Source organism: Brevibacillus sp. NRS-1366, from assembly GCF_050467985.1.
Genome location: NZ_JBITPN010000020.1, coordinates 1 through 15,322, shown reverse-complemented (window position 1 = coordinate 15,322; position 15,322 = coordinate 1). Strand labels below are relative to the sequence as shown.

General features: G+C 49.6%; 11 protein-coding genes and 1 rRNA gene. 4 read left to right on the top strand and 8 right to left on the bottom strand.

Going from position 1 to position 15,322, the window contains the following annotated elements:
* Nucleotides 1–110 precede the first annotated feature (110 nt).
* The gene (locus ACIFQN_RS13705) at nucleotides 111–782 is read right to left on the bottom strand and encodes a LytTR family DNA-binding domain-containing protein (protein WP_429833590.1); all 672 of its coding nucleotides are present in this window, start codon (nucleotides 780–782) and stop codon (nucleotides 111–113) included.
* A 180-nt stretch (nucleotides 783–962) separates the two neighbouring features.
* Here ACIFQN_RS13705 and ACIFQN_RS13700 point away from each other — a divergent pair, with 180 nt between their 5' ends.
* The 4 genes from ACIFQN_RS13700 (at nucleotide 963) to menC (ending at nucleotide 6,963) form a co-directional block, all read left to right on the top strand.
* Nucleotides 963–2,987, top strand: coding sequence for a sigma-54 interaction domain-containing protein (locus tag ACIFQN_RS13700; RefSeq protein ID WP_429833589.1), 2,025 nt, complete (start codon nucleotides 963–965; stop codon nucleotides 2,985–2,987).
* Nucleotides 2,988–3,173: 186 nt separating this feature from the next.
* Nucleotides 3,174–4,586: a YfcC family protein gene (locus tag ACIFQN_RS13695; protein ID WP_429833588.1), complete on the top strand. Its 1,413-nt coding sequence runs from the start codon at nucleotides 3,174–3,176 to the stop codon at nucleotides 4,584–4,586.
* Between the two features lie 30 nt (nucleotides 4,587–4,616).
* Nucleotides 4,617–5,759 (top strand): M20 peptidase aminoacylase family protein, encoded by a 1,143-nt coding sequence (locus ACIFQN_RS13690; protein ID WP_429833587.1) that lies wholly within the window; start codon nucleotides 4,617–4,619, stop codon nucleotides 5,757–5,759.
* A gap of 55 nt (nucleotides 5,760–5,814) precedes the next feature.
* Nucleotides 5,815–6,963, top strand: a complete 1,149-nt coding sequence (menC, locus tag ACIFQN_RS13685) for an o-succinylbenzoate synthase (protein WP_429833586.1) — start codon at nucleotides 5,815–5,817, stop codon at nucleotides 6,961–6,963.
* A 61-nt stretch (nucleotides 6,964–7,024) separates the two neighbouring features.
* Here menC and ACIFQN_RS13680 read toward each other — a convergent pair whose 3' ends face one another.
* The 7 genes from ACIFQN_RS13680 to ACIFQN_RS13650 all read right to left on the bottom strand — a co-directional run.
* Complete coding sequence (locus tag ACIFQN_RS13680) at nucleotides 7,025–7,930, bottom strand: hypothetical protein (RefSeq protein WP_429833585.1); 906 nt, start codon at nucleotides 7,928–7,930, stop codon at nucleotides 7,025–7,027.
* A gap of 137 nt (nucleotides 7,931–8,067) precedes the next feature.
* Entirely contained in the window at nucleotides 8,068–8,358 is a 291-nt protein-coding gene (locus tag ACIFQN_RS13675; RefSeq protein ID WP_429833584.1) for a HesB/YadR/YfhF family protein, read from the bottom strand.
* Between the two features lie 145 nt (nucleotides 8,359–8,503).
* On the bottom strand, nucleotides 8,504–9,796 hold the full coding sequence (locus ACIFQN_RS13670) for a sensor histidine kinase (protein WP_429833583.1): 1,293 nt from the start codon (nucleotides 9,794–9,796) through the stop codon (nucleotides 8,504–8,506).
* Nucleotides 9,796–10,473, bottom strand: a complete 678-nt coding sequence (locus tag ACIFQN_RS13665) for a response regulator transcription factor (RefSeq protein ID WP_429833582.1) — start codon at nucleotides 10,471–10,473, stop codon at nucleotides 9,796–9,798. The genes ACIFQN_RS13670 and ACIFQN_RS13665 overlap by 1 nt, the downstream gene beginning before the upstream one ends.
* 45 nt (nucleotides 10,474–10,518) lie before the next feature.
* Nucleotides 10,519–13,668: an efflux RND transporter permease subunit gene (locus ACIFQN_RS13660; RefSeq protein ID WP_429833581.1), complete on the bottom strand. Its 3,150-nt coding sequence runs from the start codon at nucleotides 13,666–13,668 to the stop codon at nucleotides 10,519–10,521.
* Between the two features lie 9 nt (nucleotides 13,669–13,677).
* Nucleotides 13,678–14,985: an efflux RND transporter periplasmic adaptor subunit gene (locus ACIFQN_RS13655; protein WP_429833580.1), complete on the bottom strand. Its 1,308-nt coding sequence runs from the start codon at nucleotides 14,983–14,985 to the stop codon at nucleotides 13,678–13,680.
* A 234-nt stretch (nucleotides 14,986–15,219) separates the two neighbouring features.
* Nucleotides 15,220–15,322, bottom strand: a 23S ribosomal RNA gene (locus tag ACIFQN_RS13650); the annotation flags it as partial.

The window sequence follows — 15,322 nt, the reverse complement described above, 5'->3', positions numbered from 1 at the left end:
ACTACACTATCACATGGGTTTATGAACGGGCACTCGATTTAGGGTAAAGCAGAAAATTCGGGCGGTTATGTAGCATTTTTGGCCGCGAATCATTCTCACTACATGACCGTTTAAAAGCCGAGCAATTGCCTAAAGGAGCTCGCATACGTTTGGCTTACGGGCACACGCGTTTTCTGCTTGTCCTTCATCTCAAGCAAAAAGGTCGAGTGAAAATGCGGGTGAATAAAACCGATCGATTCCATATTCACAAAGTAAGACCGATGGCAGCGCACGAACCGATCCATTGGAAGGAGCAGCTCCAGCTCCGCCATGCTGTACTTGTTGGCAAAGGAAGCGCTGGCCGTGTGCAGCATCGTTTTTCCATCATTTGAGCTGATATACACAATCTCGTTTAGCGGGAGTGGCAACCAGCCGTCCTCTCCTTTGCCGATCAAAAACGACAGACGCGGCTCGGAAGCAGCAAGCGGCATCGTTTGCAATGGATAAATCGCCGTTATACACCCCATCACCTGTCCCTTGTGCACGAGTGGCAAGGAGAGACCGTAATAGGGCACACCGAATACGCGACTCTCTACGTGATGACCCACTTTCCCCATTTCATTCAAAGCTCGATGTGTAGCCGATCCGATCGGCACCTGATCACCCGGAACGATTTTCAAATCAATGTTGGAACTGGGCTGGTAGTAGAGGTATTTCGAACCGTCTGATATCGCAACCGATACCCCTTCAGGAACAACTTCACCAATCATTTGCAACACTTCTGGAACCAATGTGTTTTCCATGATGACTCCCCCTGCTCCTCTTCCTCACTTTATCTTCTTTCTTCTATATTCTATTAAACCACAGAGAGGTACCCTCTGATCAATCCTTGTCTTTCCAATCAAATACAAAAGGAATGGACCCGATCTACATCGACTGTTGTGCTATCATGTAAGCAACTGTTTTCGTAAAGGCGGTGCCTCATGAGCAACACCATTGTGTTGATTGCAAAAGGAACAGACACACTTGATTTTTTGCTCAAGGAATTGCGAGCGTACTTTGAACCATACTGCCGTGTCATCGGGTATGCCAGCCATGATCATATTCCCGATCTTAGCTCTGCAGCTCACGTCTTCATCACGACCAAGTCACCAGAGCTGTACACCATCGCCCGTCAGGCTGTATCCGATGCGGTTCCCATCACGGTTTTGAATCGTTTTTTTGAGCTGCGCAAGATCAAAGCATTGATGCAGATTCCTCCAGGGACGACCGTGCCGGTCATGAACAACTCGCCAGTCACTTCTCAAGAGGTCATTCACAACCTGCTCGAGGCAAATGTCGATCACTTGAACTACATTCCCTTTCACCCTGGATGTACGTTTGATGACGCAAATATTCAGTATGCCATCATCATGAGCGTACCAGATGTGCCACTCCCGCCTCATATTGAGGTCATTGACCTCGGGTTTCGCAAAATCAGCATTCACGATCTGATTGATACCGGACGCAAAGTAGGCGTGCCCATCGAGTGGGAGCGCGAATACCTGTCCAAGTTCATTGCGGAGATGTCAGAATTGGCCAAGATGCTCGGCACCTCCTACACGGAAGTCCAAAAGCTGAACAGCCAGCTCCAATCTACATTTCAAGCCGTCAAAGATCCGGTTATCGCCTGTAATGAACAAGGCATGATTACCTTCATTAACGACGTCGCTGTGGATCTGTTCTGCCCACACGAGTCTACGATTATCGGTCGGCCTTATACCCTTTTGAAGGAACACGACCTGCTTCGCCCCTTTTTCGAACACGAGGGACAAGAGGATACCTTGGTCACCATTGACCACAAACAATTCATTGTCAGCAGTCAAAGCATTCGTCGCCGTCACCAGCATCTCGGCTTTGTCTGCACATTGAAAGACGTCACGGAAATCCAGCAGCTCCGCACCCAGCTTACCTTGCGCGGTCATACGGCTACCTATTCGTTTGCTGACATCAAAGGGAAGAGCGAACGGTTGGTACAGACAATCGACCTGAGCAAAAAGATGGCGAAAAATAACCAGACAATCTTGCTTCTCGGGGAAAACGGAACGGGAAAAGAACTGTTTGCTCACGCCATCCATCAGCACTCTCTGCGAAAAAACGGACCTTTTGTAGCGATCAACTGTGCCTCCCTACCTGAAAACCTGCTGGAGAGTGAGCTGTTCGGGTACGAAGACGGTGCCTTCACTGGCGCACGTAAAGGCGGAAAGCCAGGTGTGTTTGAGCAGGCGGACGGCGGTACGATTTTTCTCGATGAGGTAGGCGATATTTCACCCGCCATTCAGGTAAAGCTGCTGCGTGTGCTGCAGGAAAAGCAAGTCATTCGCGTGGGAGGAACCGGCATTCTCTCGGTCGATTGCCGTGTGGTAGCCGCTACCAACCGCAATCTGGAGGATGCTGTTGCGCAGGGACAATTCCGCGAAGACTTGTTCTATCGTCTGGCGGTTCTGCCCATTGAAATCCCGTCCCTGCGCGAGCGGATCAGCGACCTGCCGCTTCTCATCGAAGATCATTTGGAAAAACAGGGCATACGCAAGTCTTGGTCCCCCGACGTCATGGAGCTTTTGCTCAGCCATGACTGGCAAGGAAACATTCGTGAACTGAAAAATGTAGTCGATTACGCCATCACAGTTAGTGAACAGCCCGTGATCAGCATACAAGATTTGCCCAAACGATTCATTGATCGGGTTTTTCGTGAGTCTGCTCGCGACATTACCGTTCCTGTAGAAGACGATCGAGATTTGGACATTCTCTCCTGTTTGTATCAATATTACTCGGCAAACAAGCCGGTAGGACGCTATCAGTTAGCCCATTCCCCTGCTTTGCAGTCTGCAGGTTGGACAGAGAGTGCCCTGCGCAACAAACTGAAGCTTTTAGAGAAGCAAGGCTTGGTTCGGTCTGGAACGACTCGCCAAGGAACCTCGATAACACGAGAAGGGATCGACGTACTGCGGCAATCAGGCCGGATATAAGGCGGTAGAACCGAATAATAGGCTGTATTAGGCTGAATAAAACCTAATAAACATCCCTAAAGAACGGCCAAACGTATCCGCTTACAACTCTCAATCCCGTGAAAAATGTATTTTTTCGCTACATTTTGACAGTTGGCACGCCCCTTGCTTGTATATTGCATTGCAAAATAAAAGCGAGGTGACATCATGGCTACACAACAATCATCAACACCTGCCAAGAAACGTTTTTCGGTACCGCACACTTATGCCATTCTCTTTATCATCATTATTTTGGCAGCGCTAGCATCCTACGTCTTGCCTACGGGTGAGTTCGAACGCGTCAAGGACGCTACTTCCGGTAAAACCATCGTAGTAAACGGCAGCTATCATGAAGTAGAAAGCAGTCCAGTCGGATTTTTTGACATGTTCAAAGCCATTCCAGACGGGATGCAAAAAGGTTCTCAAATCATCTTTTATATCTTTATCGTCAGTGGTGTTTTTGGAATCATCCGTTCGACCGGGGCAATTGAGGCCGGTATTAACAAAGGGGTCCGACATCTAGAAGGCAGGGAAAAGCTGTTAATCCCCGCCTCCATGTTCCTCTTCTCCATCGGTGGTTTTACCATGGGGATGGCTGAGGAAAGCATTATCTTTGTACCAATCGGAATCGCGCTCGCACGTGCTATGGGCTTTGATGCCGTAACCGGTACCGCGATGATCACCATGGGAGCAGCGAGTGGCTTCATGGGTGGGATGCTCAATCCGTTTACGGTAGGTGTCGCTCAGTCTCTCGCCCAGCTGCCGCTGTTTTCCGGCCTTGCCTTCCGTGCAGTCGTCTATGTGTTCGTTCTCAGCTTTGCCATCTGGTATGTGATGCGATATGCCTACCGCGTAAAAGCTGATCCGACCAAGAGTGTGATTTACGCGATCGAAAAACAGGAAAGCACGCAAAACGTAGAAGTAGACATCCCCGATCTGAATGCTCGTCACAAGCTCGTCTTTTTGGTCATGGTTTGTGGTCTCGCTTTAAACGTCTACGGTGTATTCAAATACGAATGGTTCCTGACCGAGCTGACCGCTTCCTTCTTAATTATGGGGCTAGTCGCTGGACTCGTTGGTGGACTTTCCGTGAACAATCTGTTTGACTCGTTTGTCGCTGGTGCAAAAGCCGTAACGTTTGGCGCACTGATCGTCGGTTTTGCCCGCGCTATTACGGTTGTTTTGGAAGATGGAAAAATCATTGATACAATGATTAACGGTTTGACTTCGGCAATCGGGCATCTGCCTGACGCTGTGAACGTCATCGCCATGTTCTTGATCCAGGCAGTGCTGAATCTCTTTATTTCTTCCGGCAGCGGACAAGCTGCTACAACCATGCCGATCATGGTGCCTATTTCTGACCTATTGGGTATCCAACGTCAGATCGCTGTTCTCGCGTTCCAATACGGTGATGCTGTAACCAACTCCATTATCCCGACCTCCTCTGCGTTGATGGGATACTTGGCTGTAGCAGGCATCCCTTACGAGAAATGGGTCAAGTTTATTTGGAAATTGCTTTTAGGCTGGGCAGTGATCGCCTGCGTCGCACTGATCGTTGCTGTTATCATCGGTGTTTCCTAGACTTATCGGTAAACAAGATTTGGAGGAACCATGCGCACAACTATCGAACAATTGAAGCCCATCATTTTTTCTCTGTATGAACACTTGCATCAGCATCCTGAAGTGAGCTGGCAAGAGGTGCAGACAACCGCATATGTGGCTGATCTTTTGCAAAAATACAACTGCCGCGTCACGACGTTTGAGGATGTACCTGGTGTTGTTGCAGAATGGGGAAATCACACTCCAGGCTCATTGACAGTGGGAGTACGCGCCGACATGGATGCATTATGGCAAGAAGTAAACGGCATTTTTCAAGCGAATCACTCGTGTGGACACGATGCTCACATGACCATGGCTCTTGGTGTCCTCATGGTCCTGCAGGCGCAAAACATCGAGCTCCCCGGTAGACTCAAGCTCATTTTTCAGCCTGCGGAGGAAAGCGGAAATGGCGCTCTGACCCTCGTGAACAAAGGGGTCGTTGACGATGTTGACTATTTGTACGGCGTTCATCTGCGTCCGATTCAAGAAATCCCGAACGGTACAGCTGCATCTGCCATCCTGCATGGTGCAGCAGGTACGATTTTTGGCCAAATTAAGGGAGACGATGCCCACGGTGCACGCCCCCATCTCGGGGTCAATGCCATTGAGGTAACGTCTGCGATTGTCGAGCAGCTCAAAGGGATTCATCTGGATCCCCTTGTCCCTTATTCGGTTAAAATGACACAGCTCAGCGCCGGGGGCAAAAGCACCAACATCATTCCTGGTTCCGCGCACTTCCATCTCGACCTGCGGGCGCAGACAAACGAAGTCATCCATGCGCTCTTTGCCAAAGTAGAGCACATCCTGCAGCACGTTGCCCAGCTCTATCAGGTCAATTTGTCTTATGATATTACAGAGCGGGTGTACGCAGCAGAGGTGAATGAGGAAGCACGGCTAATCATGGCCGATGCCATTACCAAGACTTTGGGGACACAGCAGCTTGAACCACCCATTCCCACCCCTGGTGCAGAAGATTTTCATTACTACACCAAGGAGCGTCCACATCTGCGGGCAACGATGCTGGGACTTGGCTGCGGTCTGGCGCCGGGTCTTCATCACCCACAGATGACTTTTGAAAAAGAAGCTTTGCTCGACGGAATTGAAATTCTGACGAGGGCCGTACTCACCACCTTTGAACGTCACGGTAGCAAATAAGTTTTCCTTCTATGCCTGCATGCAACAAAAATCCCATTGTTGAGGAGAGATGGTCATGAGAATCGAACGCGTCGATCTACAAAGAATCAAGATTCCGTTGAATTCGCCATTTGAAACTAGTATGGGAACCGAAACCCACAAAGAATGTATTCTCGTTCGAGCTTACAGCGGCGCTCATGTCGGTTTTGGGGAAAGCGTTGCGATGGATGTCCCTGTTTACAATGAAGAGGACGTGGACACGGTCTGGTACATGCTGGAGAAGTATTTGATCCCTCAGTTGTTCTCACGTGAAATTGAACATCCTGATGACGTTTCCCGCATGTTCTCCTGGATGCGTCGTAATCACATGGCTAAAGCCGCCTTGGAAGGCGCAGTCTGGGATCTGTACGCTAAAATGAATGGCATATCGCTCTCTCAGGCACTGGGCGGTACTCGCTCCACCATTGATGTAGGTGTCAGTATCGGAATCGAACCGACGATCGAAAAGCTGTTGCAACGCGTGGATGGCTTCATCCGGGACGGCTACAAGAAAATCAAAGTGAAAATCAAGCCTGGCTTTGACGTAGAACCGATGCGCGCGATCCGTCATACATACGGACCAGACGTTCCGTTGATGGCTGACGCAAACTCGGCTTATACGCTCAAAGATATGGATATGCTAAAAGCTCTGGATGACTTCGGTCTGATCATGATTGAACAGCCGCTGGCTCATGACGACATCATCGACCACGCGACACTGCAAAGGGAGCTAAAGACACCGCTCTGCCTGGACGAAAGCATCCATACTGTCGAGGATGCGCGCAAAGCCCTTGAACTGGGCAGCTGCCGGATCATCAACATCAAAATCGGACGCGTAGGGGGACTGACAGACGCCAAGAAGATTCATGACCTGTGCGAATCCCTGGGCATCCCTGTCTGGTGTGGCGGCATGCTCGAAGCGGGGATTGGCCGCGCCCACAACATCGCCATGGCATCTCTTGGCAACTTTACGATCCCAGGCGATACCTCACCGTCGAATCGCTACTTTGCCCAGGATATTGTGACACCGGCGATCGATTTTGCAGGGCCTGGCGTTTTGAATGTGCCTACTGCCCCGGGAATCGGATTTGGCATCAATGAAGCAGCCATTCTCGATTCTCTCGTGGAGCATAAAAGCTATTTTGCCAATCAGGAGTCAACCACTACTGTCATTCCGGCTTGGTAATCAACACTGCAACGAAAAAGGAGGTCCCCCAGTGGGCCTCCTTTTCATTTCCGACCTGTGCTCAGTCCATAATGGTTAGTAATTTGCACAAATTACGCTCGGCCAAAGCCCTTTCTTCAACCGGAAGCCGCTTGAGCAAATCAAGCGCCGCATAGGGCAGTTTCAGTGCGTGCGGATCACTGTACGTTTTAGCCCAAAATTCAGACGAAAAAATTTGCTCGAATGCCGGTTCCCCTACCTCATCCTTCAAAACAAAGTCTGGCATCTGACGATCGAGATACATCTGCACACGATGGTTGCGTATTCCAGCACTCGCCAGCTCTTTGTAGCCAAATCGCTCCAAGTCAGTCAACGCCTGTGCATGGGTGACGCTATGCACAACCTCTCCTGCAAAATGATAACGAAGACCATCAATGACACGTCCTGGCACGACCGTATGCAGCTCGGCAAACGTCCATTTTGCCATTTCCAATGTCGTATCGTACGGGGGAATCCCCTCAATATCTGCTTCCGTCACCTCGAAGTAATTGTCGATCCCAAAGTAACGGGTCGGTCTATCCTCTGTCGTAGCCTTCAAAAGCTTAACGAGTCCTTCTACTACGCTTGGCCTGATCAAATCCGGACGTTCCCGCAGTGCTTTCAATGCCAGCACGCCCAACGCCAGACCATGACCAGAAGTACGCAGTTTTGCTACATTTTGTGCTAATCCGGCAATCACCTGGTCCAACAGGGACGCATCAGCCTCTTCCTCCGGGTCCAATGGCAGAAACCATTCCGGCTGCTGTAAGCGATACGCTTCACAGGTGCGCTCAATTCCCGCTTTGACATGCTCTGGCAGGTCATGCTCACGATCCATGTAATAACCCGCGAGCAAAGCCGCTCCATAGTGTCCTCCGAACCACCCCGCCGTGGCAGCTCGCGCCATTCCCACTACACCAAGCTCCAAGTACGAATCCAACAGTCGCATTGTCAAATCCTCCTTTTTCCAATTCCCTTTATGTAGCTATCATATAACAAACATTTTAGTTTGTTAAGTATATAAATTTAAAAAATAAAAAACTCCGATTCCTGTTCGGAGTTTCCTACACTTTCTTCACAGTGCGATCATTCATCCAGCTTAAAAACGACTTCATCCGTCGCGGGCACATAATCGACAATCAAACCTTTTCCATTCATATACCACAGCTCATCCTGTTCCATGTAATAAGTAATCCCGTCTACTACGGAAAAGAGCCCTGCTTCATTCGGCTGTTCTTTTGCAATCCCCATGGAAAACGAGTCCTGTACCGTGCTGACGCCGCCATAACGAACGAAAAAGCGGATGCTGTCCCCCTCTTGGCATCCCCACTCCTCCCGGAACCAAGCGACAGCTGCTGAAGTTACTGTTAGTTTCATCGCTACGACACTCCCTTCTCTACAACTGTAGTTTACATCACTTTCTAAATATGTAAAGTAAAAAAGTATAATAACATGGCGGTGTTTGGCCTAGCTCACGAAAAAACCGATTCCCCTTGGCCGGAAATCGGTTCTTCTATCATCCTTACTGCTTCATTGGGAGTGTAACCAAAAAGCTGGTTCCTATTCCTTCTTCGCTGCTCACCTGTATTTTCCCGTGATGAGCATCGACAATCCATTTGGCGATCGACAACCCCAGCCCTGTTCCCTCCGTGGCTCGGGAGCGCATTTTGTCCACACGATAAAAACGGTCAAACAAATAAGGAATGTCTTCTTTTGGAATCCCGATCCCCGTATCTTTCACGAGTACTACGACGCGCTGTCCTTCCCGTTTACACGAGACGTAAATCTGGCCGCTCTCGTTGGTGTACTTCAAGGCGTTATCCAGCAAAATGACCAGTAGCTGGTGCAATCGTTCTTCGTCTCCGACCATTTCTAGGGGAGCCTCAATGTCGGTCTCTAAGCTGACTTCCTTGACGATAGCGAGTTGTGTAAAAACTTGCGTGCATGTTTGCACCATCTCATCCAGCCTGAACCTTTGCGGCATGATTTGCAGCTCATTCGAATCACTGCGAGCCAGTGTCAGCAAATCGGAGACAAGCTTGCTCAACCTGCGTGCCTCCTGCATCCCCACCATGATTTTTTCGCTTTCCTGCTCAATTGTATGATCGGGAAAGCGGAACAGCCTTTCTAAATTGACGAGAATGGCTGCCAGGGGCGTACGCAGCTCATGAGAAGCATCTGCGATGAATTGCTGCTGTTTTTCCCACGAGACCTGAATCGGAACGAGCGCCCTTCTCGCCAGGAACAGACCGACTACCATCGCGATGACGAGACTGACTGCTCCACCGATCACCACTACATACAGCAAGCTGCTAAGCATGTTTTGCTCTGGCGCCAAATTGTAAATCAGTTGAAATTGATAGGAGACTTGGGGCCTGTTCCCGATGATCACTTTTTTCGGCATCGTGACGGTCTGCACACGATACATCTGACCGCTTACCGAAATGGTTTCTACCCCGTCAGGCTTGCCAATGTGACGAAAGCCAGGATAATCCTCCGCCTCCAGCCTCTCTCCAAAAGCTGTCCCTATTACCTGACCCAATCCGTCCCAAGCGAGCAGTACATATCTGCGCTCCAGCTCCCCGAACTTCTTTCGCTCCAAGCGATTGTAAGGAAAAGAATCTTCATTGACTCGTTGAAGACGCGGCAAAGGATCTACTACCATGCGCTGGGTCACTTTTTCCAGCTCGCGGTCCACTTGCGAATACAGCCGGTATTTCATGGTATAGTAGACAGCGCTCCCCAGACCGTTTAATAGCAGGAATACTACGATGACATTCAGCGTCACCAGACGAATTCGGGTTTTTTGAAACATTACCGCTCTTCCTTTTTCAAAATGTAGCCCACATTGCGGATCGTCCTGATGAAGCTTTCGTAAGCTCCCAATTTTTTGCGAAGATAATGGACATACAGGTCTACGACACCATAGTTGGCTTCAGAATCGATTCCCCATACCCGATCAAAAATTTGCTGGCGAGTTAAAATCTGCTCTCGGTTTTGCAGGAAGTACTTGAGCAGCTCATACTCCTTGGTCGTGAGCTTCATCGGTTCATCGTCAACGAACCCATCGTATTCATTTACTTTCAGGGAAAGTGGCCCGTATGCCATCTCCCCCTCTGCTCCTCCTGTTTTCCCATTGCGACGCAGGAGTGCCCTGGCCCTGGCTGTCAGCTCCTCAGTCGCAAAGGGCTTGACCAAATAATCATCTGCGCCCGCATCCAGACCTTCTACTCTCGCTTTTACACTGTCTTTTGCCGTCAAAAACAGCACTGGTGTCATGATTCCTTTCGCGCGTAGCGTTTTGACCAATGTCAGGCCATCCAGACCTGGCATCATAATATCTAACACCAATAGATCGTAGATGCCTCGCTCTGCCAACAAAAGTCCGTCATCGCCCCGCTCGGCTGTATCTACTTGATAGCCTTCGTCTGTCAGCACTCCAGCAATCGCCTGAAGGAGAGCTTGTTCATCCTCGACTGCAAGAATTAGCATATCTATCCCTCTTTCTTTTGAAACAGCTACCTGTTGTACCTGCCATTACTTTTCCAGACTCGCCGACTTTATCTTCCGAGACGGCAGATTGAACCGAAATACCTTTTGCAATCGGGTCGTCATGTCATCCAGCATAGCATAAACGACTGGAATAACAACGAGAGTTAGCAAAGTGGAAAAAAGTAGTCCACCAATAACCACGGTGGCCATCGGTGCCTGGCTCTCTGCTCCCTCACCCAGACCAAGCGCCAGTGGCAGCAAGGCTAATACCGTACAAAAGGTCGTCATCAAGATCGGCCGCAAGCGTACCGGTCCTGCTGTTAGCAACGCTTCTGTTCGTTCCATCCCTTCTCTGCGCAAAATATTGGTAAAGTCGATCAATACAATCGCATTGCGCACGACCAGTCCTGCCAGCAGGATCAAACCGATAAAAGCAGGTACACTAACCGGTCTGCCTGTGACCCACAGACTGAAGGTCGCTCCGAAAATGGACAGTGGTACGGAGAGCATGATTGAAAATGGGTAGACCATCGACTCGAACTGCGCTGCCAAAATGATGTAGACCAGCACAATCGCCAATCCAAACGCAATCAGCATACTTTTGGTTGACTCATCCATCTGTTGATTTTGTCCTTGTTGCTCGATCGTGTATCCCGGTGGGACTGGAAACGTAACCAACGTTTGATTAATAGCATCTGTCACAGTTCCAAGGTCCTGATCAGGAGCGAGCGCTGCCGTTACGTTCACCACGCGTGTCTGATTGTAGCGCTGGATCGCTTGAGGACCGTTAGCCATCGCAACAGTGGCTACATCCTTGATTTGGATCAATTCCCCTCTCGGCGTTGTTAAAAGAAGATCGCCAATCTCTTGCATGCTTGCTACCTTGTTGTCTCCGAGGCTCAGTGTCACATCTACTTCTGTCCCTGCAGTCTCATATTTGGTAGCTACCTGATCCCGCAGTGCTGTCTGGATCGTACTTGCGATGAGACTTTGGGTAACACCCAGCTCAGCAGCTCGCACTCGGTCCAGATTCACCTGGATTTCTGGACGGGATTCTTCCATATTGTTGTCTGCCTCACGCACTCCCGGCACTTCACCGATCGCCGCAGTCAGATTTTCCGCTACCTGCTTTAACGTAGCTTCGTCATTGCCCCGGATCGCATAAGAAATCGGTGCAGAACCGCCAAATTGCCCGCCTCCTCCGCCTAATCCGGGCAGGGTCGCACCCCCTGCTTCGCTCACTCTCAATCGCGCGCCTGGGAAACGGTTCAGCTTTTGACGGATTTCTTCAGTGACTGCTGCTGTACTACGCTGCCGCTCCGATTGGTCAGACAGGATCAATAGAAAGGAGCCTGCTGAGGTGGATGCGGAGTTCCCTCTGGTGGCATTCGTTGCGCCCAGTGCTGTAAAGATCGTTTTGACTTCTGGAATCGTAGACAAAATGGATTGGGCCTCGGTGACGACCTGTCTCGTCTTTTCCAGCTCGGTTCCATTCGGCAAGGAGATCGATACGTTGATCTGTCCCTGATCAGATGTAGGCATGAACTCCGATCCGATAAAAGGAATCAGTCCTACACCAGCAATCAAGGAGGCTACCCCAATGGCAAGAACGCTCTTTCTATGACGAAGCGCCCATCGCAACACCTTGCGATATAGGGAGACCATACCCGAATCTGGGCGTTTCTCCTGCTGCTCGGCCGCTGTTTTTATGTAATTGGTTTTGTGCGAAGCACTCCATTTGACTGCCAGCATTGGCGTGACAGTGAGCGAGATGATTAAAGAAGCCAGCAAGGAATAAGAGACGGTCACTCCGAGATCACGGAACAACTGTGCAGTAATTCCTTCTACAAACACGATCGGGAAAAATACGGCGACGGTCGTAAGCGTAGCGGCAATAACGGGCATCGCTACTTCCTTTGTACCTTTCACAGCCGCTGCCTTGATCGACAAGCCCGTCTCTCGATGCCGGTGGATATTCTCCAAAACGACGATCGCGTCATCTACGATCATCCCGATGCCCAGCGTCAAACCACCCAAGCTCATGATATTGATCGACATGTCGGCAAAAAACATCAAGGTAAAGGTAGAAATGACAGAGATCGGGATCGCTGTAGCAATGATCACCGTATTGCTCGCACTTTTCAAGAACAGCAGAATAATCAGGATCGCCAGAACGCCACCAATCAAGCTGTCATGCACGAGCGTATTGATGGATGCTCGAATAAAGGAAGACTGATCGGAAAGCGCCATGACAGACATGGACTCTGGCATACTGTTTCGCTGTTGGTCCAGCTCGGCGAAAAGCTGATCCACGACTGCGACTGTATTGGTACCGGATTGCTTCATGATCGACATCGTTACTGTCGGCTGGTTGTTCAAGGTGTTTTCAATCGTTGCTTCCTTGAAGCTGTCCTGAATGAAAGCCAGATCCTCCAGGAACATTCGGCTGCCGTCCTTTAAAGGAACGGACACTTTGCGAATATCATCCAGCGATTTGAATTTTCCCAGTGATCGAACGGTGTAGGAAACGCCGCCCTCCATAAGGTTGCCACCGGAGGAATCCAGGTTTTGGCTTTTCAGCTGCTGACTGATATCGGAGATGGAAACACCGTACTGCTCCAATTTACTTTGATCGATGACAATCTTGATTTCTCGATCCAATCCTCCGGAAACAGATACAGAGGCAACTCCATTGACCCGTTCGATCGCTGGGGCAATTTGGTCCTGCACAAAGCTTTTCAACTGGTCTGCACCCATGTCCGCCGAAACTGCCAGCGTCAGTACCGGGGTACTGTTCGGATCCATTCTGGCTACGGTCGGTGAGTCGACGTCATCTGGCAGAGAACGCTTGGCCCGCTCAACCTTTTGCGTGACCTCCGTTATCGCCTTATCCAAATCGGCTCCATAGTTAAACTCAACGATGACCATGGAGGAGCCTTCTCTAGAGGTAGAGCTGACAGATTTAATTCCTGCTACGGTAGCTACTGCCTGCTCGACAGGTTTGGTGACGAGATTTTCTATCTCTTCCGGACCGACGCCGGAATAACTCGTGATTATCGCAATCGTAGGTATTTCAATTTTGGGGTAAAGGTCAATAGGAATCCGACTCAGTGACATGATTCCCAGGATAATGACGATCAGCACCCCCATCATTACAGTGACGGGTCGTCGTATCGCGCGTTCCGATATATGCATGGGAATCACCTATCCTTTTGGGGCTGCCGAAGGCTCGGGTCTCGGCCATGCCTTCTTCCCTTGGCCTTCTTTTGCCTGATTAGGGTCAATCACTGCTACTGTTGAATTGGCGGTTAATGTATTTTGCCCCTGGACGACAACGGACTCTCCACCTTGTAATCCGGACAGTATTTCGATCTTTGTTCCGTCTGACTCGCCTGTTGTTACCGTCACTTGCTTTGCCTTATTGTCTTCTACAACAAATACGTACGAGCTTTCGGCTTTCGTGATGACAGCTTCACGAGGAACGACAATGGCCTGATGCGGGTTTCCTTTTACTTCAATAGAAGCAACCATGCCGGATTTTGCTCTCATCTCAGTATTGTCTACCTCGATTTCAATCGGATACGATTTGCTGGCATCAGCGATAGGGCTAACGGAGGTAATTTTCCCCGTTACCGTGAGCTTCGCCGACGGGATCTTCACTGTTACCGTTTGTCCTGGCTCGAATTGTCCGACCTGTCCCTCACTTGTCTTGGCCGTCACTTTCATCGTTTTCATGTTTACGACCTGAGCGACGACCCCATTGTTTGATAGTTGATCCCCTACAGTCACTGCCAATGAACCAATGACACCATCAATCGGGGCTTTTATCGTCAAATTGGTGACGTTTAGTTGGGATAGAGCGTAATCAGCTTCCGACTGCTTCAACTGAGCATTTGCTGTATCCAGCTCTTCTTTAGTTGGTCCCTTTTTCTCTTGCTTTGCCTTTTGCTTTTGATTTTCCAAATTGGTAGTTGCTGTCGCCAGAGCCAAGCGGGCCTTTTCTACCTCAGCAGTAGAAATCGCTCCTTCTTTAAAAAGGGTTTCCGCCCGTTCCAAATCGACTCTTGCCGCATTTTCCTTGTTTTGTAAATCAGCCAGAGAATTGGCGGTTTGAGCCAATGTCTCCTCTTCCACCCCTTTTGTCGCCTCCGCATATTTGGCTTGGGCTGATAGCATGGAGGCCTGTGCCTTTTGCATCTGAATCTGGAGCTCTTGTCCCTCCAGTATGGCGATAGCTTGTCCGCTTTTTACTTGATCGCCTACTTTCACGAGCACCTGTGATACTCGCCCTGTCGCTTTCGAGGTTATATCTACCTGTTGAATGGCTTCTAGCCGTCCAGATAGAGCAAGCTGCACAGAAAATTCTTCTTGCGCCGCTTTTTTTACTTCAACAGGAACTGCTCTTGCCCCTTGGCTCATTCTCCTGTTTGAATTTTCAGGATTAGATGAGCACCCTATCACCACGGCTAGTACCAAAATCCCAATGGTGATCATTCGAACCGTTCGATTCACCTTGCTTTCCTCCGTTTCGTCCCTCTCCTGGCCCCTACCAAAAGACAGGCATATGTATAGATATTCTCATTAGAGCATGGATTTTTTTGAATTAAATTTGAAAACGGACCGGCAGGCAAATTGATCGTTTGAAAAACAAAAAAAGCTGTATTCGCCATTACTTTTTCAAGTAATCGAGAATACAGCTTTTCCAGCTCGTTCCTTCAAAACTGGATCTGCATGATTGCTAAGAGTGTGGATAAGTCCTCGACCGATTAGTATTCGTCAGCTCCACGTGTTACCACGCTTCCACACCGAACCTATCAACCTCATCGTCTATGAGGGGTCTTACCAGCTT

What these genes read in the sequence shown, in the direction of transcription:
- ACIFQN_RS13695 (WP_429833588.1), top strand. Translation starts at nt 3,174, where the DNA reads ATGGCTACACAACAATCATCAACACCTGCCAAGAAACGTTTTTCGGTA.
- ACIFQN_RS13670 (WP_429833583.1), bottom strand. Translation starts at nt 9,796, where the DNA reads ATGTTTCAAAAAACCCGAATTCGTCTGGTGACGCTGAATGTCATCGTA.
- ACIFQN_RS13705 (WP_429833590.1), bottom strand. Translation starts at nt 782, where the DNA reads ATGGAAAACACATTGGTTCCAGAAGTGTTGCAAATGATTGGTGAAGTT.
- ACIFQN_RS13675 (WP_429833584.1), bottom strand. Translation starts at nt 8,358, where the DNA reads ATGAAACTAACAGTAACTTCAGCAGCTGTCGCTTGGTTCCGGGAGGAG.
- ACIFQN_RS13680 (WP_429833585.1), bottom strand. Translation starts at nt 7,930, where the DNA reads ATGCGACTGTTGGATTCGTACTTGGAGCTTGGTGTAGTGGGAATGGCG.
- ACIFQN_RS13660 (WP_429833581.1), bottom strand. Translation starts at nt 13,668, where the DNA reads ATGCATATATCGGAACGCGCGATACGACGACCCGTCACTGTAATGATG.
- ACIFQN_RS13690 (WP_429833587.1), top strand. Translation starts at nt 4,617, where the DNA reads ATGCGCACAACTATCGAACAATTGAAGCCCATCATTTTTTCTCTGTAT.
- ACIFQN_RS13700 (WP_429833589.1), top strand. Translation starts at nt 963, where the DNA reads ATGAGCAACACCATTGTGTTGATTGCAAAAGGAACAGACACACTTGAT.
- ACIFQN_RS13665 (WP_429833582.1), bottom strand. Translation starts at nt 10,473, where the DNA reads ATGCTAATTCTTGCAGTCGAGGATGAACAAGCTCTCCTTCAGGCGATT.
- menC (WP_429833586.1), top strand. Translation starts at nt 5,815, where the DNA reads ATGAGAATCGAACGCGTCGATCTACAAAGAATCAAGATTCCGTTGAAT.